The 22,998-nt window shown below is 61.3% G+C and carries 32 protein-coding genes and 1 tRNA gene; 20 read left to right on the top strand and 13 right to left on the bottom strand.

The window, feature by feature from the left end:
- The 5 genes from A5906_RS45285 to A5906_RS29675 form a co-directional block, all read right to left on the bottom strand.
- A partial coding sequence (locus tag A5906_RS45285; RefSeq protein ID WP_245326971.1) for a glutathione S-transferase N-terminal domain-containing protein occupies nt 1-352 on the bottom strand: 352 nt, incomplete at its 3' end.
- A gap of 289 nt (nt 353-641) precedes the next feature.
- Complete coding sequence (locus A5906_RS29690) at nt 642-1,094, bottom strand: VOC family protein (RefSeq protein ID WP_080138742.1); 453 nt, start codon at nt 1,092-1,094, stop codon at nt 642-644.
- Nucleotides 1,095-1,230: 136 nt separating this feature from the next.
- Nucleotides 1,231-1,890: an NAD(P)H-binding protein gene (locus A5906_RS29685; protein ID WP_080138741.1), complete on the bottom strand. Its 660-nt coding sequence runs from the start codon at nt 1,888-1,890 to the stop codon at nt 1,231-1,233.
- A 302-nt stretch (nt 1,891-2,192) separates the two neighbouring features.
- Entirely contained in the window at nt 2,193-2,660 is a 468-nt protein-coding gene (locus A5906_RS29680) for a cupin domain-containing protein (RefSeq protein ID WP_245326970.1), read from the bottom strand.
- Nucleotides 2,661-2,883: 223 nt separating this feature from the next.
- Nucleotides 2,884-3,138: a hypothetical protein gene (locus A5906_RS29675; RefSeq protein WP_080138740.1), complete on the bottom strand. Its 255-nt coding sequence runs from the start codon at nt 3,136-3,138 to the stop codon at nt 2,884-2,886.
- 278 nt (nt 3,139-3,416) lie between these two features.
- Here A5906_RS29675 and A5906_RS29670 point away from each other — a divergent pair, with 278 nt between their 5' ends.
- From A5906_RS29670 to A5906_RS29655, 4 genes are all read left to right on the top strand, one after another.
- Nucleotides 3,417-3,842: a hypothetical protein gene (locus A5906_RS29670; RefSeq protein WP_080138739.1), complete on the top strand. Its 426-nt coding sequence runs from the start codon at nt 3,417-3,419 to the stop codon at nt 3,840-3,842.
- A 110-nt stretch (nt 3,843-3,952) separates the two neighbouring features.
- Nucleotides 3,953-4,153 (top strand): hypothetical protein, encoded by a 201-nt coding sequence (locus tag A5906_RS29665; RefSeq protein ID WP_080138738.1) that lies wholly within the window; start codon nt 3,953-3,955, stop codon nt 4,151-4,153.
- Between the two features lie 8 nt (nt 4,154-4,161).
- On the top strand, nt 4,162-4,416 hold the full coding sequence (locus tag A5906_RS29660) for a hypothetical protein (RefSeq protein WP_430642422.1): 255 nt from the start codon (nt 4,162-4,164) through the stop codon (nt 4,414-4,416).
- A complete protein-coding gene (locus A5906_RS29655) occupies nt 4,413-4,670 on the top strand; it encodes a hypothetical protein (protein ID WP_080138736.1) in 258 nt (85 codons plus the stop codon). Before A5906_RS29660 ends, A5906_RS29655 begins: the two co-directional genes overlap by 4 nt.
- A gap of 48 nt (nt 4,671-4,718) precedes the next feature.
- Here A5906_RS29655 and A5906_RS29650 read toward each other — a convergent pair whose 3' ends face one another.
- The gene (locus A5906_RS29650; RefSeq protein WP_080138735.1) at nt 4,719-5,204 is read right to left on the bottom strand and encodes a hypothetical protein; all 486 of its coding nucleotides are present in this window, start codon (nt 5,202-5,204) and stop codon (nt 4,719-4,721) included.
- Nucleotides 5,205-5,666: 462 nt separating this feature from the next.
- Here A5906_RS29650 and A5906_RS29645 point away from each other — a divergent pair, with 462 nt between their 5' ends.
- Nucleotides 5,667-6,002, top strand: coding sequence for a GYD domain-containing protein (locus tag A5906_RS29645; RefSeq protein ID WP_080138734.1), 336 nt, complete (start codon nt 5,667-5,669; stop codon nt 6,000-6,002).
- A gap of 244 nt (nt 6,003-6,246) precedes the next feature.
- Here the strand turns inward: A5906_RS29645 and A5906_RS29640 are convergent, their stop codons facing one another.
- Nucleotides 6,247-6,549 carry a hypothetical protein gene (locus tag A5906_RS29640; protein WP_080138733.1) on the bottom strand — a complete coding sequence of 101 codons (303 nt, stop codon included), beginning with the start codon at nt 6,547-6,549 and terminating at the stop codon, nt 6,247-6,249.
- A 427-nt stretch (nt 6,550-6,976) separates the two neighbouring features.
- Between A5906_RS29640 and A5906_RS29635 the strand changes: the two genes are divergently transcribed.
- Nucleotides 6,977-7,273, top strand: a complete 297-nt coding sequence (locus A5906_RS29635) for an HU family DNA-binding protein (protein WP_057754729.1) — start codon at nt 6,977-6,979, stop codon at nt 7,271-7,273.
- 206 nt (nt 7,274-7,479) lie between these two features.
- On the opposite strand, the gene A5906_RS29630 is transcribed toward A5906_RS29635, so the two are convergent.
- The gene (locus A5906_RS29630) at nt 7,480-7,746 is read right to left on the bottom strand and encodes a hypothetical protein (RefSeq protein ID WP_080138732.1); all 267 of its coding nucleotides are present in this window, start codon (nt 7,744-7,746) and stop codon (nt 7,480-7,482) included.
- Between the two features lie 221 nt (nt 7,747-7,967).
- Between A5906_RS29630 and A5906_RS43305 the strand changes: the two genes are divergently transcribed.
- Nucleotides 7,968-8,105 (top strand): hypothetical protein, encoded by a 138-nt coding sequence (locus A5906_RS43305; RefSeq protein ID WP_167523419.1) that lies wholly within the window; start codon nt 7,968-7,970, stop codon nt 8,103-8,105.
- Between the two features lie 187 nt (nt 8,106-8,292).
- Here A5906_RS43305 and A5906_RS42725 read toward each other — a convergent pair whose 3' ends face one another.
- Nucleotides 8,293-8,466: a hypothetical protein gene (locus A5906_RS42725; RefSeq protein ID WP_161495449.1), complete on the bottom strand. Its 174-nt coding sequence runs from the start codon at nt 8,464-8,466 to the stop codon at nt 8,293-8,295.
- A 549-nt stretch (nt 8,467-9,015) separates the two neighbouring features.
- Here A5906_RS42725 and A5906_RS29625 point away from each other — a divergent pair.
- Nucleotides 9,016-9,213 (top strand): hypothetical protein, encoded by a 198-nt coding sequence (locus A5906_RS29625; RefSeq protein ID WP_080138731.1) that lies wholly within the window; start codon nt 9,016-9,018, stop codon nt 9,211-9,213.
- A gap of 9 nt (nt 9,214-9,222) precedes the next feature.
- On the opposite strand, the gene A5906_RS46040 is transcribed toward A5906_RS29625, so the two are convergent.
- Together A5906_RS46040 and A5906_RS29620 are read right to left on the bottom strand one after the other, a co-directional pair.
- Nucleotides 9,223-9,348, bottom strand: coding sequence for a hypothetical protein (locus A5906_RS46040; RefSeq protein ID WP_283807741.1), 126 nt, complete (start codon nt 9,346-9,348; stop codon nt 9,223-9,225).
- Nucleotides 9,349-9,423: 75 nt separating this feature from the next.
- The gene (locus tag A5906_RS29620) at nt 9,424-9,639 is read right to left on the bottom strand and encodes a hypothetical protein (RefSeq protein ID WP_245326969.1); all 216 of its coding nucleotides are present in this window, start codon (nt 9,637-9,639) and stop codon (nt 9,424-9,426) included.
- Between the two features lie 294 nt (nt 9,640-9,933).
- Between A5906_RS29620 and A5906_RS29615 the strand changes: the two genes are divergently transcribed.
- Complete coding sequence (locus tag A5906_RS29615) at nt 9,934-10,215, top strand: hypothetical protein (RefSeq protein ID WP_080138729.1); 282 nt, start codon at nt 9,934-9,936, stop codon at nt 10,213-10,215.
- 69 nt (nt 10,216-10,284) lie between these two features.
- Here A5906_RS29615 and A5906_RS43300 read toward each other — a convergent pair whose 3' ends face one another.
- A complete protein-coding gene (locus tag A5906_RS43300) occupies nt 10,285-10,449 on the bottom strand; it encodes a hypothetical protein (RefSeq protein ID WP_164933808.1) in 165 nt (54 codons plus the stop codon).
- Between the two features lie 398 nt (nt 10,450-10,847).
- Here A5906_RS43300 and A5906_RS29610 point away from each other — a divergent pair, with 398 nt between their 5' ends.
- The 4 genes from A5906_RS29610 to A5906_RS29595 all read left to right on the top strand — a co-directional run bounded on the left by A5906_RS29610 (nt 10,848) and on the right by A5906_RS29595 (nt 13,262).
- Nucleotides 10,848-11,609 (top strand): SIR2 family NAD-dependent protein deacylase, encoded by a 762-nt coding sequence (locus tag A5906_RS29610; RefSeq protein ID WP_080138728.1) that lies wholly within the window; start codon nt 10,848-10,850, stop codon nt 11,607-11,609.
- A gap of 199 nt (nt 11,610-11,808) precedes the next feature.
- On the top strand, nt 11,809-12,471 hold the full coding sequence (locus A5906_RS29605; RefSeq protein ID WP_080138727.1) for a cold-shock protein: 663 nt from the start codon (nt 11,809-11,811) through the stop codon (nt 12,469-12,471).
- A gap of 132 nt (nt 12,472-12,603) precedes the next feature.
- Nucleotides 12,604-13,089 carry a DUF192 domain-containing protein gene (locus tag A5906_RS29600; RefSeq protein ID WP_080138726.1) on the top strand — a complete coding sequence of 162 codons (486 nt, stop codon included), beginning with the start codon at nt 12,604-12,606 and terminating at the stop codon, nt 13,087-13,089.
- A gap of 96 nt (nt 13,090-13,185) precedes the next feature.
- Nucleotides 13,186-13,262: transfer RNA gene (locus A5906_RS29595), tRNA-Pro, on the top strand.
- 139 nt (nt 13,263-13,401) lie between these two features.
- On the opposite strand, the gene A5906_RS29590 is transcribed toward A5906_RS29595, so the two are convergent.
- The gene (locus tag A5906_RS29590; protein ID WP_136615563.1) at nt 13,402-13,698 is read right to left on the bottom strand and encodes a hypothetical protein; all 297 of its coding nucleotides are present in this window, start codon (nt 13,696-13,698) and stop codon (nt 13,402-13,404) included.
- 825 nt (nt 13,699-14,523) lie between these two features.
- Here A5906_RS29590 and hxsA2 point away from each other — a divergent pair.
- The 7 genes from hxsA2 to A5906_RS29560 all read left to right on the top strand — a co-directional run bounded on the left by hxsA2 (nt 14,524) and on the right by A5906_RS29560 (nt 22,846).
- Nucleotides 14,524-14,805 (top strand): His-Xaa-Ser repeat protein HxsA2, encoded by a 282-nt coding sequence (gene hxsA2 / locus A5906_RS29585; protein ID WP_080138724.1) that lies wholly within the window; start codon nt 14,524-14,526, stop codon nt 14,803-14,805.
- Nucleotides 14,789-15,139, top strand: coding sequence for a hypothetical protein (locus A5906_RS42720; RefSeq protein WP_161495448.1), 351 nt, complete (start codon nt 14,789-14,791; stop codon nt 15,137-15,139). The genes hxsA2 and A5906_RS42720 overlap by 17 nt, the downstream gene beginning before the upstream one ends.
- Nucleotides 15,140-15,156: 17 nt before the next feature.
- Nucleotides 15,157-16,605, top strand: a complete 1,449-nt coding sequence (hxsB, locus tag A5906_RS29580) for a His-Xaa-Ser system radical SAM maturase HxsB (RefSeq protein ID WP_080138723.1) — start codon at nt 15,157-15,159, stop codon at nt 16,603-16,605.
- Nucleotides 16,602-17,783, top strand: a complete 1,182-nt coding sequence (hxsC, locus tag A5906_RS29575; protein ID WP_136615562.1) for a His-Xaa-Ser system radical SAM maturase HxsC — start codon at nt 16,602-16,604, stop codon at nt 17,781-17,783. The genes hxsB and hxsC overlap by 4 nt, the downstream gene beginning before the upstream one ends.
- A gap of 210 nt (nt 17,784-17,993) precedes the next feature.
- Nucleotides 17,994-19,118 (top strand): tail fiber protein, encoded by a 1,125-nt coding sequence (locus A5906_RS29570; protein WP_080138721.1) that lies wholly within the window; start codon nt 17,994-17,996, stop codon nt 19,116-19,118.
- A 2-nt stretch (nt 19,119-19,120) separates the two neighbouring features.
- On the top strand, nt 19,121-22,375 hold the full coding sequence (locus tag A5906_RS29565; protein WP_136615561.1) for a hypothetical protein: 3,255 nt from the start codon (nt 19,121-19,123) through the stop codon (nt 22,373-22,375).
- Between the two features lie 9 nt (nt 22,376-22,384).
- The gene (locus tag A5906_RS29560) at nt 22,385-22,846 is read left to right on the top strand and encodes a hypothetical protein (RefSeq protein WP_080138719.1); all 462 of its coding nucleotides are present in this window, start codon (nt 22,385-22,387) and stop codon (nt 22,844-22,846) included.
- Nucleotides 22,847-22,998: the final 152 nt, after the last annotated feature.

Genomic DNA, 22,998 nt, shown 5'->3' with positions numbered 1-22,998 from the left:
AGAACACCGGGCGGTCCACCGGCTGCACCGCCGACAGCGTCCAGTCGAGCCAGCGGTCGACGCTGGTGCGCAGCCTCACTGCCTCCGGATAGATCGGCGTGCCGCGTCCATGCGCGAGGCAGACATAGCGCATGATCGAGTTCGACTCCCACAGCACGAAGTCGCCCTCGACCAGCGTCGGGATCCGCGCATTGGGGTTCATCGCGAGATACTCGGCCTCGCGGGTCTTGCCGTATTGCATGCCGGCGTCGATGCGCTCGTAGGCGAGGTCAAGCTCGGTGAGGCACCACAGCACCTTCTGCACGTTGACCGAATTGGCGCGGCCCCAGATCGTCAGCTTGGTCTCAGGCATGAAGCTTCTCCCGCGGCGTTTCCACCTCGCGCGGGTGATAGCGGAATTTCGCCGCCCCAGCATCGGCGATCGCGCCGGACCCCTCATGCAAAAAGCTCCGCCCGAGGCGGAGCCTTTCATCGCAAACTGAGCCTGACCTCAGTGGCCGAAGAACAGCCACAGCAGGATGATCACCGGGATCGGCACGCCCAGCAGCCACAGCAATATTCCGCGTCCCATCGCGTTCTCCTCCAATCGCTTTGTCCTGGGGTGAACGCGGGTCGCAGGGGCTTGTTCCTACTGATGCGGCCTACCAATGGCCGGTGTTCGGCATCGACAGCCACGGCTCCTGCGGCGGCTTGGGCTCGCCCTTCTGCAACAGCTCGATCGAGTGCAGGTCGGGCGAGCGGACGAAGGCCATGTTGCCGTCGCGCGGGGGCCGGTTGATGGTGACGCCGGCCTTCTGCAGCTTCTCGCAGGTGGCGTAGATGTCGTCGACCTCGTAGGCGAGATGGCCGAAGAAGCGGTCCTCGCCGTACTTCTCCTCGTCCCAATTGTAGGTGAGCTCGACCAGCGGCGCGCCGCGCGTCTTGGGCTGGTCCTTCAGGGCGTCGAGATCGTCCGACGAGCACAGGAACACCAGCGTGAACCGCCCCTTGTCGTTCTCGATCCGCCGCACCTCCTTCAGCCCCAGCGCATCCTGGTAGAACTTCAGCGCGACATCGAGATTGCGCACGCGCAGCATGGTGTGGAGGTAACGCATGGTTGTTGCTCCCTTTGACAGTCGGAGGGTTTTGCTTTGGGCCGGGACGGCGGGGATAGGAGATAGCAGGAAACGGGGAGAAGGGGCAGGGGGCGGGGGCAAATGTGCGTGAAGCCTGTCCGTTCGGCTCACTGCGTCACGTCCGAAGCAACGCGACCATCTCTTGCCAATGATAGATTCGGACCCTCTCCGTTTGATGCCGTGCGGCCTTGGCGATGGCGTGCGCGATCTCGTTGCCGGTGAGCCCGCGATACCGGTTGGCTGAGCCAACCAGCAGCGGATTGAGCACGCGCCATATCGCGATGATGAGACGTTCGCGCGGGCGGTCCTCGTCGCGCTCGCCGAGGATCATCGACGGGCGGAAAATATGCGTGTGGTCGAAATCGAGCGCGAGAATGTCCCGCTCCACCTCACCCTTGGTCCGGACATAAAACATGCCGGAGCCGGCATTGGCGCCGACGGCCGTGACCAGGAACACGGAGCGCGCGCCGTTCGCTTTGGCGGTCTCGGCCGCCAGCAACGGATAATCATGATCGATCTTGTAATACTCACCCGCGTCAGGCGTGTGCTTGCGCGTCGTTCCCAGCGCGATGAAGATTTCGTCCGCGACCAGCTGCGGCTTCAGCGCGGGCAGGGAGGCGAGATCGCCGATCAGCACCGTGAGCTTCGGATGGCTTACCGCCAGCGGCTTGCGAGCCACCGCGATGACCCGCGAATAGTCAGGGCTGTTCAGGAGGTCGCCCAGCAAGTGAGCGCCGATGAAGCCAGTTGCGCCGAAGAGAAGTGCAGTTTTCATTCAAGCCACCGGTTTGGGTTGATTGGCTGATCGCTTGTTGAGGGCCAGGAGATTTGGCGGATTATCCGAAAGTTAGGCTGACAGTGCACCCAATTACGAATTTGGTGACAGTGCACTGAACTCCAAACGGCAGTTAGGCGAGTTTAGTGCACCGTCACCGAAGCCAAACCTTTGACGGGCAACGGCGGTTGGGCACTGCGTCTTCTTCGTGTTGGCCATTTCTGTGCTCAGCGCTTTAAGCTCCTCAAGTGCTGCTTTTCCGCACGAATTCCTCGCTGCGCAGTATGATAGACCCGATGTCTCTACTTCTCCTCCGCCGCCGTCGCCGTCGCCGGGCCTTCGCCCATGATCAGCAGCACGGCGTCCTCGTCCTTGGCACCGTCCCAATGCACCTGCTTGCCGGTGTGGGTGACGAAGCTTCCCGCGGGCATCGGCACGGTGCCGTTGTCGGGGTCGAATTTCGCGCCCGAGCCGACCCACCATGTGCCTTGCAGCACGACGATGTAGCGGTCGTTGGGGTGGAAGTGCGGGCGGCTGAAGTGGTTGCCCTTGGTCCACTTGTTGTAGACCATGTAGAAGCCGGGCTTGCTGGGATCGCCGACCACCACGGCGGTCTGCGCGCCGCGCGCGTCGACCGGGCCCCAGGGGATCTGGTCCGGCAGTTTGTAGGTGACGGCGGCTGGATTGAGCTCGGCGGCGAAGGCGACGCTCGGCGTGGCGGCGAGGGTGAGCGGCAACAGCAGGGTGCGGCAGGCGCGGCCTGTCCTCATGGTGGCCTCCCCTTGAGCGGCGCCGATTGACCTGACGCCTTGTGGTTGCAGAGGGGATGCTAGCCGGTCCCGTCGCCAATGCAAGCGATTGCGGCGACCGCGCATGCAATGACGTGTCTGCGGGGACGAGCGAAGCCGCAGAAATGACCGGGAGGCACGATAGCCAACTAAAGCGATGCGCTGTCGCGGGCACGTCGGGCTATCGCGCCTTCCTTGGTGAAGATCAGTTCGTCGGAAGTCCGTGGCGCGCAAAGCAGGATCTGACCTTGCCAGCATAAACCGTGGGGACACGATAGTTGCGCCAATCTTCCTGCGTGTATCCGACGGCGCTCAAGCATGCAGTCATCGCAGTGTCCCTGCGCTTGGATTCAGCAACCGTGGTGCCGTCGCGTTGTGCCTGGCAGACGGGATCGTGATTGCAATTGATGCGGGCCTGGGCCGTCGTGACACTCATGGCGAACGAAGCCAGCAGCAACATTCCTAAAAGTCTCATGCTCGAATTCCCCCCAGTTGAAAGTGCCCCCACAATAATGAGAACGATTGGGACCACAAGGGATCCTCATCAAGTCACGTACGTCGGGGATCATGCTCTCATTGAGAAGATCATAGAGCCGTCCCCGGGGAGGCGGGTGCCAACGCAAAGGTCAACGCGAGGCGGAGGCCGTGCGCGCGGCACGAACAACTTTGCCCGAAAATTGGCGCAAGTTGGGTATCGAAGTGCGACCTCCATTCGTGCAACCTTGAGGAGAATCAAGGATGAGCGCCGTAACCGCGGGATTCATCTATGTGATGCTTTATTTCATCCTGTTTTGGGGGCTGTCGCTGACATTCACCGACCTTGCTCGAATGTATTTTCCGAGCGCGGCACTTTACGTGGATGTATCGACCCATGTCGTTGCCACGTTCTTCCTGGCTTGTGCGGCTTACGTCCTCAAACGAAACGAGAGGACGTTCTATGGTCTTCTGGGGATGCTGGTTTTCGGGCTGACCTTGTTCGCGCTGTTTGTCAGCGTTCCTCATCCGGAGGATTGGAGGACGTGGTCGGCTCAAACGGCGATTGTCCTGTCGCTCCTGACGGCCCTCGTTGTCGGCGTGCGGTCACTTGAAGACATCGAGGCCGGGCTCTCTGAAGACGCGCTGGAATGGTGGGAGCGGTTTTTCCCGAAGCGTCAGGAGAATTGAAGCCGCCTGTCAGGCGACGACCGCTTCTGGCTCCATCGAGCGCCGGACAGCTGGCGAGGCGGGATTACCGTGCAGTTGAACCCGGCCAGAGATGGGGGCGACTAAATGCCATGGCCGCATTCTTCGCAGAACTCCTGTTCGACCTCGTCAGAACCCTCGTGGGGAGCTGGCTGAGACAGGCCGTGGTGACCGTTTGTGCGTCGCTGGACACGAAGATTCACGGCCGCACCGCCCGCTTCGTGGTGGGCGGCCTTCTCGGGGGCGCCGCCTATTTCCTGTTTCCGATCCTGATCGGGCTGCTGGGTCTTTGATGCCCTCCATGAAGACGAATCTCGTCATCGCATTGGCCGTCGGGGCGTTCGTCTCGGCGATGCTCCTCGCCATCGAGCCGCTGACCGACTTCGCTTATCTTTCGCTGGAGTGGCCTGGCATCACTGTCGCGTATTTCTTCTGGGGAGCGATCGGGGGACCCGCCTTCCTCGGCATTGCCATTTCCTGGCTCGTGAATGCGCTCATCTACGGTCTGGGTGCTTTCGCCATTCTGAGCGCTGTAAAGGTGCTGAGGACAGGATGAAGCGGTGGCTTCAGAAGCTCGGAAAGGTTGCGCGGGTTGCAGCGCTCTGCGGCACCATCGCGTGGCTGATGCTTTTGACGATCTCTCCGCAAGTGCCCGATGCCGCCCATCCCGAGCGTTACGCGCACCGGCACGACGTCAGATACGTAAGCGAGGGGACAGAGCTGGCGCTGCGAATCCTCCTCGGCGCGTCGTTTACTCTGGCCCTGCTGGCATTTGGATGCCACTTCGCAACCAAGGACATGCAGGAGTGAAATAGCCGGCGGATTTCGATGGCATCAGCGACCTTGATGAAGTGCTGTCTAACGCCTTGAGCCCTCCTTGCTGCGCCGGGCCTCTTCGGCCTCGAGCTTGAGCGCGGCGCCGTCGTAGCTCAGCCTCAAGCCGCGGCCGACGATCCATATCCAGCCCTCGCGGGCGTCCTTCGTCGGCTGGGCGTCGAACTGGTCGGAGATCGATTTGACGGCAGCGTCTTGCGGCCCCGGATTGCTCAGCTCCGCATTCACGCGCCAGATGGAATGCCTTGCGTCTGTCTCGTCGCTGTCAATCGTGAGCCTGGCGCCATCGACGGCGCATTCGAGGGTGTAGTCGCGAAGCTGGCGGCAGCGGTAGCGGCGCTGCGTGATGACCTTGCTCGTCTCCTCGAACGTCATCCCGGGCGAAAAGCCGAGGATGTCGGACTTCTTCACATTGGCCAGCGACGCAGGTCGCAAAAACCCTGGCTGGATCGCCACGACGGCGGCAATTGCAACAACGATCAAGCCGGCGATAACAATGGCAATCTTCATCAGCCCCTCGCAAGAAACGTCCGACCATACAACAGCCGGCGCGTCCTGCCAGTCGGGCGTGGCGTCATCGGTTGATAAGATCGACGCGATGACGGTGCGTTCAATCGACGCTGTCAGGGCCCGCTCTTCGTCGTCCTGGCGGTGGGCGGCTTACGTTGGCGCGTTCACGCTTGGGAAGTCGTGACGGAGTCTTGCGCCGCAGCCGGCGGACTCCTGGCTGGTTGTGTTGGCCAACGGGAATAGGGACGGACCTACCCCGGAAGGTTTTTCGAAACCGGCTTTCACGCGCCCACCCGCTGATGTATGTTCACCGGCGAGCCGCCAACGAGGTGTGCCGAAACCTCGTCAGTACCTGGCGGCGTTTATGCCCACGGCGGGCTGTATCCTCCATTCATTTCAGATCCACCGTCGCGACGATCTGCTCGTCATGATGCGCGTCTTCATTTCAGAACGGAGTAAGCCATGCATTTCTGTCTCACAGGGCAATACACGCCGCGCGCTCTCAATGCCATTCTGGAAAACCCTGCGACCAATCGCCAGGAAGCGGCGAGGAAGCTGATCGAGGCGGCCGGCGGTAAGCTGGTCTCGATGTACAGCGTCGCGACCGACGGGCCCGGCGTTCTCGTGATCTTCGACGTGCCTGATCCCAGTGCGGCGCCGGCCATCTCCGGTCTCACCGTCACGGCGGGCACCTTGCAGAACGTGAAGCTGATGCGCCTGTTCACGCAGGACGAGATCAAGCAGGTGCGGCAGAACGCGGCGAAGCTGCGCGCGTCCTATAGTCCACCCGGCAGCTGATCGTTCGAACTGCCTTCGCAGCATGCGAGGCCGGGGACCGTCGCGCGCAGCGGCGGTCTCGCGAGCTCATTTCATGTCTGCTTCGAGCCGCTCTGCGCGTCCGGCGCTAAAGCGCGATGAAGATTGAAGAACCATCATCGCGCTTCAGGTTGTTGCTTGCGCGTGATCGTTCCGGAAAACCGCTTCGCACTGTGCGCTAACGCGGTCCTTCGGATCCGGATCATGCTTTGGCGCCGCGCCGCAGCTACGCGGCAATCCGCTGCGGGGCGGGGGCGGTCAGATATTTGAGCGCTTTCGCATGCGCGAGGTCGGGAACCGCGATCGCCGTGTGGCTGTAGATCGCATGCGTCCGCGATGTCGCGATCCGGTCCAGGATCTCCTTGCCCTTGATGACATGCAGGCCCATGCCTTCCGCGGACGGGAAGATCGCCAGCACCACGTCATAGGCGGCGATCACCGCTCTCAGCGCCTCGGCCTTGTCTTCGGCGACATCGACAAAAACGCGAACATCGGCTGCGAGTTCACGCAGCTCGTCAAAATCCAGCACTGTGGGGGTACTCCAACGCAACGATACCTAACGGAAGCTTGGATGCGTTAGGTTACTGAAGTCTCAACAATGCGCATTTCACCACAAGTTTCACGGTGAGGTGACTCCGCGGATTGGGACCGGCTTCGATCGTCCTGCCGAGGATCTGCACGACATCTGTCTCGTCATAGGCCGGCCATGCCGGCAGGCCAGCCCATTACCGCGCGTCGCGAATTGGGCCCATTCGTCATCGGCGTCTGTTCGCGCGGCAGCAAAAAGTGACGGGATTCACGTGAAACTGCGGCTTGCGTTTTCGGCCTCGATGGGTTCTAAGCCCCGTGACTTCCTGACCACCGGCATGACCACGAAGCGCGCTGCGCGGTTTTGTCATGTGCCCGGCAGAGTGACCTCAACGCATACGCACACCCAATTCAGAAGGATTCCAGACATGGCGAAGATGACCAAGACTCAACTGATCGATGCGATTGCGGAGGGCACGCAGCTTGCGAAGAACGACGTGAAGTCGGTCATCGAGTACATGGCGACGGTCGGATACAAGGAGCTCAACGAGTCCGGCGAATTCGTTATTCCCGGTTTCGTGAAGATGTCGGTCGTGAACAAGCCGGCCACCGAAGCGCGGATGGGCATCAATCCCTTCACCAAGGAGCCGATGCAGTTTGCGGCCAAGCCGGCGAGCAAGTCGGTCAAGGCCTCGCCGCTGAAGGTGGCGAAGGACGCCGTCTGATCCGGCGCCCGCGCGCGAGCCTTGCGTGCCCAAAGCCCCGTTCCGACGCATCGGAACGGGGCTTTTGCTTTTGATTTGAAGTGCAGGCCGGCCGCCCACAAAAGCGAAAACCCCGCCTGGGGGAAGCGGGGCTTTCTGATGGGGTAGCCTTGGGTGAAGCCTTGGGGGAAGCTTCAAATAATTAGATGCGCCAACCTGCCAAAGGTTCACGGTCTGACGAAGAGATAATGCTCGGCGATCGCGAGCGCGAACAGTCCCCCGAGCGCGAGGATCACCCACAGCACTTGCCGGCCAGCCCGCGAAGGGGCGCTTTGAGGCTTGCCGCAGTAAGGACACAAGGCGAGACCGACCGGGATCTCCCTCTCGCAGAAGTCGCAAATCATTGCAGGCTCCAACAAGAAAAACCCCGCGCGATACGCGCGGGGCTTTCCAAACTGACGGCGATGGGATTTCAGCGCCTGGCCGTCAGTCATACCTCAAACTTAAGGTTGAAAATCCAAAATGCAACAGCGCCGCGGCGACGGAATATGTTCGTCACGCGGCGCTGCTATGTGACTGGGCGCTGAAATCCCCAGCCTTCATGAGTCTGCGCAGCGCCCGGAAGGTTCAAGACGCTTTGCGTGGGAAATCTCGCGCAACGGGGCTGGACTTCGTGTTCTCTATTTGTTCTAATGGGCCGCCTTGGAGGTGACTCATGACCGTCGAAAAACAGCGCGAAGTGATCCGGCTCTGGAACGAACTCAGGAAGGTCGAGGGCCCGGCCGCGGAAGAACTCCGCATCCAGATCCTCGAATGCTTTTCCGCGAAGGGTAAAGGCAAGCGGGCGGCTTGAACCGCGTTTGGCCGACAGGGACGACATCCGGCAAAGCGCGACCCGTCGTGAACGGCCCACGCCTGGTCGGATGGCGTCGAGGGGGACGCGGGGGGGGGCGCGTTGAGTTTTGATCGTATGCCGGGGCATGGCGCGTGGCGTTGCGTTCGGCTGTCCCCGACGCTCGCTTAGGAACCATCATCCTGCATCAGCGTTCGCGCAACATGACATGCCCGCAATGCGCCAGGCCGATGACGGCAATATCGCCCAACAGCTTTCGATGCGAACCTTGCCGCGAGATCGTCATCGTGTTTGCGGTCGTCTCGACATTCGTGCCACCGAAGGTATCTGCCGCTGACGCAGCGGCATCGAGCGACTTCATCGATCGTTAGGAAACGCTCCGCGCTGATTTTCTCGACTCCGATTCGTTCTGCGAGAACGAAATGGAGTCGGATGCAGAACAAGCCGCGGCTGTTCGAATCCCGATGCGGATGCGCAGCCAAGATCTTGATGCTGCATGTGGTGCCGCGAACGCGATCGGGATGCGGTGGCCGGCTCTTCGCGCGCGTGATCCATACCTCTCATTAACAGTTGCTCCGGGCCTATTTCTTCGATTCCGATTCGTTCCCCGAGAACGAAATGGAGTCGAAGCTGGAACAAAACCGGCCGGCGATTGCCATGGATCTTCGGCTGCGGTCTGGATGCAGCAGTGCGTGTTGCGGCCACCGCAACCGGCGCCCCTCGAAGGAGTTCGCAAGGCGCCGCGGCGCGTGCCGCGAACGCCTAACGAAAGCTTACGCGTAAGCCGATAACCCTATTCGGTTAGGTTAAAACCCCAATCGCGTTGCGATAGCTGCGGACTGCAGTAGGTATCTGGCCAAGACAAGCAAGCAACGGCTTCGCCAAGAAGCGACTTTGCAAGAACGACTTCATGACACCTTTTTCAGAACCGTCCTTTTATCAAGGCGATCGGCACACCTACCGGCGGGTCGCCATCGTCGGAATGCTGTTCTGCCTCGCTTTCGTGGTGATCAGCTTCTCGCTGCGGCCGCAAGCTGAGGATACCCGCGTCGCGGTCAAGGCCGACAGGCTGGTGCGCACGGCGGGCACCGCGCCGCGCGCCAATTAACGCTCGCAATCAACGCTCGTCGGTGTTGATCCGGCCGGACGCAGACGCATCGCCGGACGGAGCGCCGCGCGTTGCAAGCGCCACGAAGCCGGCGAAGCCGGACAGGTTGAGCAGAACTTCGAGCCAGGCGGGCATGGCGGGCCTCGCTTTTCCTGAAAACAACCTCAACGTGCACGGGGGACGCTTGTTCCACCCGCGCAAAAAATCCGGCTAGAGCCCGGAGGAAGGGTCTAGCCGCCGGCCGAGGGTGGCGACGGATTTGGGCGAGGGCCGTTCCTTGAGGAACTCGGCGATGGCCCGCGCAAGCTCGCCGTCGCTCATCGGCGTCGGCGGCGGGCGCAGCGTGCCAACGCCGAAATTTCGCACGATCTCGTCGTAATGCTTGTCGTCTGACCTGGGAACGAGCCGGCGGATGCGCTCGAGCAAAGCGGATATCGGCAATCTCTCCTCCTCGTTTTCCGCCCGTTGGCAGCTCTTTCCGTCGGCTGCCAGTTGTTCCCCTGGAACTGAAAACCCCGCCAGCATCGCGGAGGATACTGACGGGGCTTCCGTGCTTTTGCCTCTACCGGATAGCGGAGGCTCTGCACTTGCAAGCTCAATCGCCGGCCATGTGATTTCGTTCCGCTTGCACTGGCATTTTTTTGACAGCCGCCGGTTCCGCCGTGCGCGCAACCATCGCAAAGGACCTGCGTTGCGTTTCCTGATGCGAAGGAGGAGATCATGAAGAAGACACTGGCAGTTCTCGCCACCGTCGCAGCCGTCGGCGTGACCGCGGCCGCGGCGCCCGCCGAGGCGCGCGGACGCGGCATCGGTCCGGGCCTCGCATTCGGCCTTGCCGCCGGCGCGATCACTGCGGGCGCGGTCGCCGCGTCGCAGCCATACGGCTATTATGGGCCGGGCTACGGCTACTATGACGAGCCGGGCTACTATTACGGACCGGGCCCGTACGCCTATTACGGCGGACCGTACCACCGGCACCACTACTACTATCGCCACTGGTAACGGCTCAACAATGCGAAAAGCCCGGAGCGATGCTCCGGGCTTTTTTCATGGGTAGCGATCAGACGTGTCTTACGGCCAGAGCGAGGGCCGTTCCACCTTGCGGGCGTTCTCGAGCGTCGACACGAAATACTCTTCGCGTTCGCGCTTGAATTTCTCCTGGGTGGCACGGAAGGCGGCGACACGGGCGGCGATCTCTTCGCGTTCGCGGATCTTGCGTTGTTCGTCTTCGGTCATGTCCATCCCCTCTGTTCGCACTTGGACTTTGTCTTTTGGACTCTGTCTGCCGGACTCTGTGTGCATGCGCGCTCACGCGCTGCCGCCGCATCGCGCGGTGAGTCGCATACAACATATGCATTGGCGCTTCTGATTGGGGCGTCAATGGGGAGGAGGCATTGCAGGATTGTGATAAGCGATGGGCGGAAAAAATTGCCGAGCGCGCATCTTTCCGCGCGTTCTGTTCGCCGTGGATAAGAGCGTCAACAATCTTGTCGCTTGGCTGTGAGGCAACTAGCGAACGGCCGCCTGACGCGCGCTGAGTCTGCTGCGGGCCAGGGGCGCACCTGACGAGATGACCACAGCGTCGGCGCGGGCCATGCTATAGAGCCGTGCACGAACGTCAGGATGGCTCGCCCATGATTGCATCAGATCTTCGCAGCGGCGTCGAACGTCTCGGCGACATGATCGCCGAGGCCCGGACCATCGTGCCGTTCACCGGCGCCGGCATCTCGACCGAATGCGGCATCCCGGACTTCCGCTCGCCGGGCGGAATTTGGACGCGCTACCGTCCGATCGAGTTCGGCGAGTTCGTCGCCAGCCAAGAGGCTCGCGACGAATCCTGGCGCCGCCGCTTTGCGATGGAAGAGGTTTTTGCGGCGGCAAAGCCCGGCCGCGGCCATCGCGCGCTGGCATCGCTCTACCGGGCCGGCAAGGTTCCCGCGATCATCACTCAGAACATCGACAATCTGCACCAGGCCTCGGGCTTCGCCGCCGAGCATGTGATTGAGCTGCACGGAAATACCACTTATGCGCGCTGCATCGGATGTGGGCAGTCCTATCAGCTCGACTGGGTGAGGCGACGATTCGACGAGGAGGGCGGCGCACCCAACTGTACCGTGTGCGATGAGCCGGTGAAGACGGCTACGATCTCGTTCGGTCAGATGATGCCGGAGGATGAAATGCAGCGCGCAACCGAGCTGTCGCAGCATTGCGACGTCTTCATCGCGATCGGTTCCTCGCTCCTGGTCTGGCCGGCGGCGGGCTTTCCAATGATGGCGAAGAACTCCGGTGCACGTTTGGTGATCATCAATCGCGAGCCGACCGAGCAGGACGACATCGCCGATCTCGTCATCCGCCATGACATCGGCGAAGCCCTCGGCCCCTTCGTCGGAAATTGAGGCGTTAATTTGATTCGCGGCTGTGCAAGCTGTTCATAGGTTCCGGCGAATCTCTTTTTTGTCTATGCCTCGCAACCGGGAGTGTTATCTTTTGAGTCGGAAGATTCGCGTCGCGTCGAATTGAGAACATTCTCTTAAGACGCGTGATTCGAGCGCCGCCAATGTGGCGGGTTGCATGGCATGTGTGGGGTCCGGGGTTATGGGGTCGTCGGACGGATTTGAGTCCAAGAAGCTTGGAGTTCCCGGACAGGGCACTTCGCCAGGGCGGTTGACGCCTGGCGAGCATGGAAGCGCCGGGCGTGACAGTGCACTCAGTCCCTTCACCGGACTGGGCGAGGCCAGCGCCAACCTCGTCGAGGTGACCGGCGTCATCAAATGGTTCGACGCCTCGAAGGGTTACGGCTTCATCGTTCCCGACAATGGCTGGCCCGATGTCCTCCTGCACGTTACCGTGCTTAGGCGCGATGGCTTCCAGACCGCCTATGAGGGCGCACGCATCGTCGTCGAGTGCATCCAGCGCGCCAAGGGCTACCAGGCCTTCCGTGTGGTCTCGATGGACGAGTCGACCGCGATCCATCCGGCACAGATGCTGCCGCCGCGCACGCACGTCACGGTCACGCCGACCAGCGGGCTGGAGCGGGCCCAGGTGAAATGGTTCAACCGGCTGCGCGGCTTCGGCTTCCTGACCTGCGGCGAAGGCACGCCCGACATCTTCGTGCACATGGAGACGCTGCGTCGCTTCGGCATGACCGAATTGCGTCCCGGCCAATATGTGCTGGTCCGCTTCGGGCCCGGTTCGAAGGGCATGATGGCGGCCGAGATCCATCCCGAGACCGGATCCCCGGGCTTGCAGTCGCACTAACGCGGCACCAATTCCCGCAATCGTGAGCAGAGGCGCGCTGGCAGACCGGCGCGCCTCTGGCTTTTCGGCCGGTCGCCGCGTAGGACTTGTTCCATTCCCACGCCGCGAGTGCCATCCCCCATGCGTTCTGCCATGAATTCCAATCGACGGCCGATCTTGCTCCAGGCCATGAGCTGGCTTGCCGCCATCCTCGTCATTGCCGGCTTTACCGTCGCGAGCGCGCCTGTCGGCGCCGCGAGCTTCCAGCCGCTCGAGATCGTCACCAAGAACGGCGTGCAGGTATTCTCGGTGGAGATGGCGACGACGGAGGAGGAGAAGCAGACCGGCCTGATGTATCGCAAGGAACTGGCCGACGGCAAAGGCATGCTGTTCGACTTCAACCCCGAGCAGGAAGTCTCGATGTGGATGAAGAACACCTATGTCTCGCTCGACATGATCTTCATCCGTGCCGACGGCCGCATCCTGCGGATTGCCGAAAACACCGAGCCGCTGTCGACCAAGATCATCTCATCGCGAGGCCCCGCCCGGGCGGTTCTGGAGGTGGTGGCCGGAACGGCGCAGAAATACGGCATCCGTCCCGGCGACCGTGTCGGCCACCCGCTGTTCGGCAGTAAATAGGGGCCGCCCGGCGGGGCATCGCCAACTTGGCTGGCGCCGGTTTGTAAGCTTGCTGGCGCCTTTGGAAGCGTGTATCGACGGGGTTCGCCGGACATTCGGGGTATAGCGCAGCCTGGTAGCGCGGCAGTTTTGGGTACTGCAGGTCGTTGGTTCGAATCCAGCTGCCCCGACCAACTAACCCGCTGAAACTGCGGCGACATTTCATTCTCCTTTCCATGCTGGTTGCGCCCGCGCTACCGCCGGGGAAGCACCGGGGAAGCACGAGCGCGAATTTTAGGCCATTTGGGCGGCATTAGCACCGCCTCCGTAGCCTCAGTTCAGACGCTGCCGACCCTCAGCGGTGGCTTTCGCCTCCAACATCTGAGTCGCGGCGGCCAAGGTCACCGCGGCGTCAATCTCGACCAGGTTACCGGACAGGGCGCGGAATTGGCCGGCAGCGCGTCCCTTCAGTGGTGCGAGCATCGCAACGGCGATCGCCGAGCTGACCTGACATCGAATGAGGGCGTTGCCGTCTTCAACGGCCAGAATGAGATCGGTCCCGCGACGAGCGAGCAGGGCGCCAAGATCAGTCGAGGGGGGCGAGATGCGGAGGGCGGTTGAGTTGCGCATAGTGTTTTGCCTTTCGAGCAAGATGCGAGTCCAGGGGCGAAATGACCGACACTAGGCGGCCCCGCGCACCTTTGGGCGTGCGCCTTGGACATACGCGCGCGGCCCCTGGACAAGATTTGTGATTGCCGCTCACCGGATTGGCTCTCGGCTAGTGTTTCGGGCTTTCGACCCGCGATCAGGATGCCGCGCGTCTTTTCACAAGTCTTGTCTGGAAAAGTCTAATACGTGAAACCAGACGGCGAAGTGCCTGAGGTCTTTCGCGGATTTATCGATTTCATCGGAATTGTCGGGTTTTCAAGTCGCGCAATACAAGACAATCACGCCTGTTGCACAGGGGCTTTCGTGACTAGGAATCTGGAATGATGCCAGCGGCTTAGTTGGTATGGATTGCCAAGCGTACCGAGCCGGTTCGCATCTTGCCGGACGCCGCAGCCAGATGTTGGTAACGCGCTCGCACGCTATCGCTCCTGACCCAGGTCCGATCCACCGCCGACCTCGCCTGCCACCCCTCGGGGGGAGGCGCCGCCTCGCAGTCCAAAGTTCGCAAGGCCGCTCCGCCAATTATGTAAATCTGAAAAGTTTGGGGGCGATCGTTCAAAAATACGACGACGTCGCGTTCGCTCAAACCGACGAGCGGCCGAAAAAGGGAGGAGAGGAGCAGCGCCGGTCCTCCTCCGGCGAGCGAATTAGAATGCCGCGATCCGCTTGAACTCACCTCGTTGGGCCTAGGGGCCAACAGCCCGTTTCGACAATAGAACTATGGACGTCACGCCCCCGTAAGTTGTAGTGTCGCTAATTCAGCAATAACATCTCGGGGGGAGTTACATGACTGAGAAATCAAAGCTTGCGTTGTCACTGGGCGCTGCGCTTGCATCGCTCTCCGGAATGATGGTTCAGGGCGCCGAGGCCAAGGAAGTAACTGCCGATAATCCGACCGCGGAAGCGGCCGAAATCACCGGGGATAAGCCCAAGGCCAATGCTCACTTTCAGGTCGGGGAAGATCTTCTTGGGTTCGTCATGACGAAGCAAGCCGATGGCACCATCATCGCGGGGCATAGTTCCCACGCGTCGCATGCTTCACATGCGTCCCATGCCTCCAGCCGCTAACTTTCCAGCGGCGTGTCCGGTCGAGGCAGTTGTCGAGTTCGATTCAGGCGTCCAAAGCCTCGGCCCCTTGGAAGGGGCGGCTTATCGTCTGATTGGAACAGCGACCTGCCAAGTTGACCGCGCAGGTGATCGTTATGTTTGTCGCTTGGTTTCTTCGATCAATCCGCAAAAGGGAGCCGCGCTTAATTCAGACGAGTTGAAGGAGCGGTTTTTGAATCTCGTCGCCGACGAGAACTTGAGGGCTCGTGTTGCGGAAAAATCCGAAGGCGTTCGGAACGTAATTCTCGCACTCGCCTTCGGGTCGTTAGTTAATAACCAAAATGATGCCGGATAAGGTCCAGCAGGAGGACCATGGCGAAATTTCTACGTCCTGAGAGCTTCAGCGCGGCGACCGAAGATCTTTCGTTGTTGCCTTTCAATTTTGAGCGCACCGGAGCCAACCAATATCTCGTCGCCAACATGGTCGGCGATTTCGTCCACCTGTCTGAAGAGGAACTCAACCGACTCGTCGACCTTCAGGTTCGCCCCGGCGACGGCCTCTACGAAAAGGCCTACGCTGCTCATCTGGTTACAGGCGCCAATCAGAAGGCCCAACGGCAACTATTGGCGGCTCGGCTGAGAAGCCGGATGTCGTTCCTGCAGCACACGACTCCGCTCCATATTTTTGTCGTGACGCTTCGCTGCGAACATTCTTGCCCATATTGCCAGGTCTCGCGTCAAAGTACCGACCGCTCACGTTTCGACATGAGCGAACAAACAGCGATGCGTGCGCTAGACGTTGCGTTCGGCAGCCCAATGGCGCGGATCAAGATTGAGTTTCAGGGTGGGGAGCCGCTTCTCAATTTTCCGCTCATCAAGAAGATTGTTGCCGCTGCGAAGCAACGGCCTGGCAAGAAGCTTGACTTCGTCATCGCCTCAAACTTGGCCCTGTTGGACGACGCCGTTCTCGAGTTTTGCAAAGATAATAACGTCCTGCTCTCAACTTCTCTCGATGGTCCGTCCGACTTGCATAATAAGAACCGTCCACGACCCAGTGCAAACAGTCATGAACTAGCTGTCGCCGGAATCAAGCGAGCCAGGGAGACTTTAGGTCCGGATAGGGTCGGAGCCTTGATGACCACCACGGAGGCGAGCCTGGAGCGGGTCGATGAGATCATTGGCGAATATCTGCGGCTAGGTCTCGATGGCATCTTCCTCCGCCCGCTTTCTCCGTTCGGGTTTGCGGTGAAAACGAAGCAGTATGCCAAGTACGACGCGCAGAAGTGGCTTGCGTTCTACGAGCGAGGATTGCGCAGAATTCTGGAGATCAACCGACAAGGCACCCCGTTCCGGGAGTTCTATGCCGCGCTACTTCTAACACGGATGCTTTCGGACCGACCAATCGGCTATGTTGATTTGCGTAGCCCCGCCGGCGCCGGCCTCGGCGCGCTGGTCTACAATTACGACGGTAGCGTTTTCGCTTCGGATGAAGGCAGAATGCTAGCCGAGACCGGGGACGACACTTTCCGGCTCGGCCACGTCGAACACGACAGCTACTCTTCGCTCATCCTGTCGGACAAGCTGATCGGCGCGATTTCGTCATCGCTGACGCAATGCGCGCCCGAATGCTCGACCTGTGTGTTTGAGAGCCATTGCGGCGCCGACCCTGTCTATCATCACGCCACGCAGGGTGACGCTTTAGGAATCAAGCCGTTGTCGGCGTTTTGTGCTCGCCAAAAAGGCATTATGGGACTACTGCTGGACATTCTGGAGCGCTCTCCAGAAGATGCCGCTATCCTGCGACGATGGGCCGCCGCATGACGCTTCCTCTTTACGGCACCGCCTCGCAGAGCGCCGGATTTTTCTCGGACAAACCTCGATCGGTCCTCAGGCTCCGATCGGTAGACAGTGCCGCCGAACGTCTCGCGGCTGATTTCGCGATCGTGAGAACGCCAGACGATATCCGCCGCGCGATAGAAGCCGATTGGCCGTCCGTCCTAGTCATCTCCGACAGCTCAATCGATTTACCCGGCACGTTCAACGGAAGGCTGGCCGTGGTGCCCCCTAAATACGACTATCTCGCGGACGGTGACGTCATCGGTTTCGATCATGCGTCCAGGAAATTTCGCACGCTGTTTCGTCGGAATTCGGCGCACAACTCGTTTCTGGTCACGGAACGGTGCAACAATTACTGCCTGATGTGCTCGCAACCACCGAAGAATGTCGATGATCGGTGGCTCCTCGGCGAAATCAAAGAAAGCCTGCCTTTGATCGATCCAGCGATCCGCGCGCTGACGTTCACCGGCGGAGAGACCCTGTCGGATTGGGAAGACTTCATCGCCGTCCTGAAGGAGTGCCGGGATCGGCTGCCGGCGACTGCCGTCCAAGTGCTGACCAACGGCCGGGCGTTTGCCGACTCGCGGATTGTCGACGCCTGGAAGGATATCGGTCACCCGAACCTGATGGCTGGAATTCCGGTCTATGCTTCGATCGACTATGTCCATGATCACGTCGTGCAGGCCAGGGGCGCGTTCGACGAGACGATCCTTGGTATTTTAAAGCTCAAGGACCGGGGACAACGGGTCGAGATCCGCGTCGTCCTGCATGCATTGACCGCGCCGATCATCGAGGACACGGGTCGGTGGATTGCCCGCAATTTGCCATTCGTCGACCACGTCGCGTTGATGGGCCTCGAAAACACGGGCTTTGCAATTGCAAACGATGCGATGCTCTGGATGGATCCGGTGGACTATAGCAGCGGACTCGCGAGGGCTGTCGATCACTTAAGCGCAGCTGGCGTCAACGTGTCTGTATACAACCTTCCCAGGTGTATTCTTCCAAAGTCTGTTTGGCCGCACGCGCTCCAGTCGATCTCAGACTGGAAAAACGGCTTCGTGGAAGAATGTGATCGTTGCGACGCAAAGACTAGCTGCAGCGGCTTTTTTACGACTGGGCGCCCTCGGTTCAGTCGCGGCATACAAGCGATCACTGCCGGATAAGAATTAATCGAGCTCGCCGTTTAATAGGCAAAAATCGACATTCTCTGCCTCTGGCCTTCTTTGAGCACCACCAATATCAGTGGTGGTTGGACAGCCCTAACTTTTCGCTCACTTTGATCCTCTAAAGTAATCCTTACGGACGCAACGCCGCTTCGCCGACGGCACCCACCGCGCAATCCTGCGCCCTTCCTCTCACCCCGTCGGCGAGCAATGTCATCAACGCCCTACAACCGTCAGACGTCATTCGCGCTTTTTAGCGCGGAAAACCCGACCTCGCAGCAGTCAGGCACCTCGCTGGATGCCGAGTTCAACGCCGTCAAGCTGGCGATGGATGACACCCAACAGAACCTCGCCAAGATTCAGGACGACGATGGGGTTCTGAAGCGCGGCTCCGTCGGCCGGGCGCAGTTCGACAGCAGCGTCACGCTCGGTTTCGCGGCTCCGTCGCAGTGGGAAAGCGGCGTTGTCTACGACGCCAACATCAGCACCGTCTTTTACAGCTCGATTTTCTACATCGCGAACACCACTCACACCTCGGGCGTCAGTTTCGATGCAAGTAAGTGGGATGAAATCGCTGATTTCAGCGCCGCAGTCGCGATCACCGACGGCTCGATCACGTCGGCCAAGCTGGCCGACGGCGCGGTGGCCGCGAACAAGCTGGCCGACGGCGTGGTTTCGAGTTCGAAGCTAGCGACCGGCTCTGTGACCACGAACAAAGTAGCTGATCAGGCCATCACCAGTCCCAAGATTGCCGATGCAGCGGTGGGCATCACAAAATTGGGGCCTGACGCGAACCAGGTGATCCCCGCCGGCGCGCTGATGCCGTTCGCCGGGGGGGCGGTACCTACCGGCTGGCTGATCTGCGAAGGCCAGTCGGTGCTGCGCTCGGACTATCCAGCGCTGTTCGCCGCGATCGACACGCGGTACGGAGCAGCCGATGGCACTCATTTTAACGTGCCAGATCTGCGCGGGCGCACCGTGTTTGGTCATGACACCAGCGGCACCCGGTTGACGACAGCCGGTGGCGGTATCGACGGCGCGACGCTTGGTGCCTCCGGGGGCCAGCAGAACCGGACGTTGGTGACGGCCAATTTGCCGCCGTACGCGCCCGCCGGCACAATCACGAACGGTGCTATCTCTATTTCGCAAAACGCCATTTCAGGCAGTACCACCACGGGCGGCGGTGGCTTCCCGGCCGGCGCCAATAGCGGTGCGACGATCACCGCCTCGCAGGGGGCGTCGACGTTCACGGGCAGCCCTCAAGGCGGCACAAGCACGCCCGTTCAAACGCTCCCGCCAGGACTTGTCCTTAACTACATCATCAAGGCGCACTGAGAATGCCTCAGATCATAGAATTTGAGGGCCAGCGGCACGAGTTTCCGGATGACTTCACGCAAGCAGACATCCGACGCGCGTTGAGCTCGTTGCCGCCGGCATCGCAAATGCATGATGTATCGACGTCCGAACGGCGCTTTCCGATGGTCAATGGCACGGTCGCCGTTCCAGCGTCACAGCCGAAGGCAGTCACCGATCCCGCGTTGATCGCGCAGCTCGAAGGCTCACCGGCAGCCAAATCGCCAGGGATGTTCGACGACCTCATTCCGAAGAAGACCGGCCGCACCTTCAATTTCACCTCGCCAGAAGGCAAAAGCTACACGGTCACGGGGCCGGATGGAGCGTCTCCGGAGCAGGCGTTTGCGATCCTGCAACAGCAATTGAAAGTGCGGCCTCCGGCGCAGGCCGCCCCCACGCAGCCGAAACTCGTCCCTGTGGATCACGACCCGTTCGCCGCACCTGCTCCTGCGGCCCCGGGCGTCGGCGCGCAGAACGCGGCAGCGGCGGGTCGCCTCTACGTCACCCCCGAGCCGCCGAAGCCGATCGAGCGCCCGGCGTCGATCCTGCCGAGCAGCGTCGGCGGCGCGGTGCGCGACTTCCAGGTCGGCGCGCAGGGCGTCGGCAAGGGCCTCACCGACATCGTCACCGGCATCCCCGATCTTGTGGCCGGCGCGCAGAACGCCGCTACCGGCGGCATCAACCGGCTGTTCGGTACGAACATCCCGTACGCCATTCCGGCTTCAAAACTGGTCGAGAAGGCAGTCGACGCAAGCGGCATCCCCGTCATCGATCCGGCCACGATGTCGCGCAGCGAGAAGCTCGCTTACGACGTCAACCGGTTCGGCACGCAGGCGGTCGGTACCGGCGCCATGCTGGCGCAACGGGCCCCCCAGGTGGCCGAGGCCGTCGTTCCGTCCGAGACGTTCATGGGGCGTGTTTTAGATCGCATGGCGCGCCCTTACGCGGAAGCGCCCGCCCGTACGTTGGTCGGCGACGCTATCGGTGGAATGGGCGCGGGTGTGGCCGTGAATGCCTCCGACAACTACGTCCCTAACGACGCAATCGTCTTCGGTCATCATGTCGGGCATGGCCTCAAGAACGTCGCCAACGTAATCGCACCGTTGGTCGGTGCTTCTGGCGCGAATACATTGCAGTCCGGCGTGGAAAGCCTCGGTGGCTTGATCCGCAACATGGCTTCTAAGACATTCACTTCCGCACCGGCGCCAATCCCGCTCAACCCAACCACCAAAGCGCCGTACAGCAATGCCGACGTAGATCGCGCCGCGGCGAGGCTTCAATCCGCGGCTACAGGCGCTCCTCGAGCCCTGGCCCAAGACATCCGCGAGAACGCGGCCGCGCTTGCGAGCCTAGACGAAGGGACGGCGCTCCACGCCTCAGCAATGCCGACTTCGGGACTGCTCTCGCGAGATCCCGGCTTGATCGCCGCAGAGCAAGCGGCCCGTCTGAAGTCGTCGCCCGACTTCGTCAAGCGAGATCAGAATGTCAAAGCTGCGGCCGCCGAGCGTGTCGAAGCCGTGCGCGATCCGGGAGCGGATCTGAGTTCCGTCATGCGCCGAGCGGCCGAAGCTCGAGCCGAACGTGTGAACGCAGCCGAGAGCGATGTCTTGCAGCGCCAAGACGCCCTCAATTCGATCGACCAGATCCGGCACGATCAGGGGCAGCCCCTTAGTGGCGTGGCCAACAGCGAAGCCAGAGCTGACGCATCCCGGCGGCTCGATCGGGCACTGGTAGAGCAAACTTATCTTGCGGCCCGAACTGAGAAGAACCGCCTCTTCGACACCGCGCCCGGCCGCAACGACCAGCTCCCGGCCGACGATGTCTTTGGCGCGATCGACCGCATTCGCGGCCAGGCGAACGACCTCGCGCCCGGCACGCTGCCCGAGGACTTCATGCGGCGCCTCGACGCGCTGCGGCCGGTCATCGATCCCGAGACCGGAACGAACCTTGGCGGTCCCGGCACGGCGCTCGGCGGCGATCTGGCCGACCTCCGCAAGTTCATTGGCCCGGCGCAGCAGCAGGCGCAGGCCCGCGGCAATTTCGACCTGGCCGACAACCTCGGCCGGCTCCGCGCCGCCATCAATCGCACGATCGAGGAGGCCCCTGGCTATTCCGAAGCGAACGCCAACTATCAGCAGTTCGCCGAGCGCTTCCGCCCCGAGCCGAACGACCCCGGCGCCAAGTTCACGAAGGCCATCGACCGCGGCGGCCAGAACGCCGACGGCGAGCTCAACCGCGGCGCCACGCCTCCGGGCGACACCGCTGGTCGTTTCCTCGCGTCGCCGGAAAGCGCAGCCACTCTCCCACGAATGCTTCAAGGCTCGCCGGCGATGACGGCTGCCGAGACAGCACTGCGGGACCATTACCGATCAAGCTTGGCCATGTCCGCGCTGAACGCGGACGGCACGATTAATCCGATCCGGGCATCAGCCTGGGCAAACAGCCACGCGGAGATCCTGGCGCAGTTCCCGGCGATCCGCCGGGAGTTTGACGACATCGTCGCTCAGGCGCGCCGTGGCGAGCAGCTGTCGATGCAAGCGCGTGCTGATCTGGAGGCAGCTCGGACGGCTCGAAACGCCACTGAAGCTGAAGTCGACCGTTCGGCGATCGGTACCTTGATCCGCGAGGATCCGCGCGATGCCGCCACCAAGATCCTCAACGGCGGCTATGATTCATCTCGCAGGCTCGACGAGATCAACGCGCTCATGAAGAATGACGCGCAAGCGCAACGCGGTTGGAAGGCAGCTATGTCGGAGGTACTGGCGGACAAGGTGCAGGGCACGCGGCAAGTGGGCGAAACTCTCGAGGTCCAGTTCGCTCGGTTGGCCAAAGAGTTCAAGGACAACGAGCAGCTCATAGCGAAGGTCTTCAGCCCCGAGGAGATGAGTAATCTCCGTCAAGCGCACAAGATCCTGTCGTATTTCAAGGAGGCCGAGAAGCGCGCCTCAGTCGGCAGCGACACCGCGGAGAAGATCAACATCCCGGGGTGGGCCCAACTGGCGGTTCGTCACTTCAAAGGAGATCTCGCCGGCGGCGGGTTGATCAAGAGATTTAAGCTGCTGCTTGAGATGCTGCCTTCAAACAAGCAAAACGCTGACGAAATCATCCACCTGGCTTGGTTTGATCCAAATGTGGCGGCGTACCTGCTCGAGCGGCCGGTAAAGAATCCGGACGTGCCGCGATACAATATCGACTTGCGTCGTCTTATCGCTGCTGCGAACGCGGCGCGCGACAACTGAGGGGCTCGCATGCCGTCGATTGCATCATACGACCTCACTGAACAGCAGCGGACGCTAGTACGCCTTATTGCCAATGAGGGCAGACGACCTGAGGAGGCGGCGGAACTCGCCGGCTATCATCCGAAGTCGGTGTACAAAACGATGCGGTTGCCAGCGGTCGCCGCGGCGATTTCCGAATCCATTCAACTCGATCTTGCAGTTGTCGGCGCCCCACTAGCTTACCGGGTAGCGAAATCGCTACTCCAGGACGCCAGCGTTAGCGCGCGCGTTCGCGCGGACCTTTCCATCAAGGTGCTGGACCGGGCAGGGCACATAGCTCCTACCCGCAAGGAAACATCTTCTCAGCAAAAATCGCTTTCGGAAATGTCGCGCGATGAGCTCGCAGCGTTCATCGAGCGCAATCAAACCGAGATTGATAAGATCGAGGCAGAGCTCGCGTCGCGGGCCAAGGATGTTTCGTACTTAGGGTAGGTCCGTCATGCCGTTCCGATCGAGACCGAAAGACAGCGCTGGGCAGCCGCAGCGGTGATGACGGCAATGGTCCTCTCTGCTTCGCGCATGAGCACGCAGGCCGCGGTCGACGTGGTCGACGGCGACACGGTGCGGTACCAGGGGAGGTCTAT

The organism is Bradyrhizobium sacchari (genome assembly GCF_002068095.1).
Classification (GTDB): domain Bacteria; phylum Pseudomonadota; class Alphaproteobacteria; order Rhizobiales; family Xanthobacteraceae; genus Bradyrhizobium; species Bradyrhizobium sacchari.
The sequence above is the reverse complement of the archived record's forward strand: the minus strand, read 5'-3'. Positions and strand labels throughout refer to the sequence as shown.

Coding starts and splice junctions, on each gene's coding strand:
- A5906_RS29690 (WP_080138742.1), bottom strand. CDS start 1,094: ATGCGTTACCTCCACACCATGCTGCGCGTGCGCAATCTCGATGTCGCG.
- A5906_RS29685 (WP_080138741.1), bottom strand. CDS start 1,890: ATGAAAACTGCACTTCTCTTCGGCGCAACTGGCTTCATCGGCGCTCAC.
- A5906_RS29680 (WP_245326970.1), bottom strand. CDS start 2,660: ATGAGGACAGGCCGCGCCTGCCGCACCCTGCTGTTGCCGCTCACCCTC.
- A5906_RS29675 (WP_080138740.1), bottom strand. CDS start 3,138: ATGTTGCTGCTGGCTTCGTTCGCCATGAGTGTCACGACGGCCCAGGCC.
- A5906_RS29670 (WP_080138739.1), top strand. CDS start 3,417: ATGAGCGCCGTAACCGCGGGATTCATCTATGTGATGCTTTATTTCATC.
- A5906_RS29665 (WP_080138738.1), top strand. CDS start 3,953: ATGGCCGCATTCTTCGCAGAACTCCTGTTCGACCTCGTCAGAACCCTC.
- A5906_RS29660 (WP_430642422.1), top strand. CDS start 4,162: ATGAAGACGAATCTCGTCATCGCATTGGCCGTCGGGGCGTTCGTCTCG.
- A5906_RS29655 (WP_080138736.1), top strand. CDS start 4,413: ATGAAGCGGTGGCTTCAGAAGCTCGGAAAGGTTGCGCGGGTTGCAGCG.
- A5906_RS29650 (WP_080138735.1), bottom strand. CDS start 5,204: ATGAAGATTGCCATTGTTATCGCCGGCTTGATCGTTGTTGCAATTGCC.
- A5906_RS29645 (WP_080138734.1), top strand. CDS start 5,667: ATGCATTTCTGTCTCACAGGGCAATACACGCCGCGCGCTCTCAATGCC.
- A5906_RS29635 (WP_057754729.1), top strand. CDS start 6,977: ATGGCGAAGATGACCAAGACTCAACTGATCGATGCGATTGCGGAGGGC.
- A5906_RS29630 (WP_080138732.1), bottom strand. CDS start 7,746: ATGACTGACGGCCAGGCGCTGAAATCCCATCGCCGTCAGTTTGGAAAG.
- A5906_RS43305 (WP_167523419.1), top strand. CDS start 7,968: ATGACCGTCGAAAAACAGCGCGAAGTGATCCGGCTCTGGAACGAACTC.
- A5906_RS42725 (WP_161495449.1), bottom strand. CDS start 8,466: ATGAAGTCGCTCGATGCCGCTGCGTCAGCGGCAGATACCTTCGGTGGC.
- A5906_RS29625 (WP_080138731.1), top strand. CDS start 9,016: ATGACACCTTTTTCAGAACCGTCCTTTTATCAAGGCGATCGGCACACC.
- A5906_RS46040 (WP_283807741.1), bottom strand. CDS start 9,348: ATGCCCGCCTGGCTCGAAGTTCTGCTCAACCTGTCCGGCTTCGCCGGC.
- A5906_RS29615 (WP_080138729.1), top strand. CDS start 9,934: ATGAAGAAGACACTGGCAGTTCTCGCCACCGTCGCAGCCGTCGGCGTG.
- A5906_RS43300 (WP_164933808.1), bottom strand. CDS start 10,449: ATGACCGAAGACGAACAACGCAAGATCCGCGAACGCGAAGAGATCGCC.
- A5906_RS29610 (WP_080138728.1), top strand. CDS start 10,848: ATGATTGCATCAGATCTTCGCAGCGGCGTCGAACGTCTCGGCGACATG.
- A5906_RS29605 (WP_080138727.1), top strand. CDS start 11,809: ATGGGGTCGTCGGACGGATTTGAGTCCAAGAAGCTTGGAGTTCCCGGA.
- A5906_RS29600 (WP_080138726.1), top strand. CDS start 12,604: ATGAATTCCAATCGACGGCCGATCTTGCTCCAGGCCATGAGCTGGCTT.
- A5906_RS29590 (WP_136615563.1), bottom strand. CDS start 13,698: ATGCGCAACTCAACCGCCCTCCGCATCTCGCCCCCCTCGACTGATCTT.
- hxsA2 (WP_080138724.1), top strand. CDS start 14,524: ATGACTGAGAAATCAAAGCTTGCGTTGTCACTGGGCGCTGCGCTTGCA.
- A5906_RS42720 (WP_161495448.1), top strand. CDS start 14,789: ATGCCTCCAGCCGCTAACTTTCCAGCGGCGTGTCCGGTCGAGGCAGTT.
- hxsB (WP_080138723.1), top strand. CDS start 15,157: ATGGCGAAATTTCTACGTCCTGAGAGCTTCAGCGCGGCGACCGAAGAT.
- hxsC (WP_136615562.1), top strand. CDS start 16,602: ATGACGCTTCCTCTTTACGGCACCGCCTCGCAGAGCGCCGGATTTTTC.
- A5906_RS29570 (WP_080138721.1), top strand. CDS start 17,994: ATGTCATCAACGCCCTACAACCGTCAGACGTCATTCGCGCTTTTTAGC.
- A5906_RS29565 (WP_136615561.1), top strand. CDS start 19,121: ATGCCTCAGATCATAGAATTTGAGGGCCAGCGGCACGAGTTTCCGGAT.
- A5906_RS29560 (WP_080138719.1), top strand. CDS start 22,385: ATGCCGTCGATTGCATCATACGACCTCACTGAACAGCAGCGGACGCTA.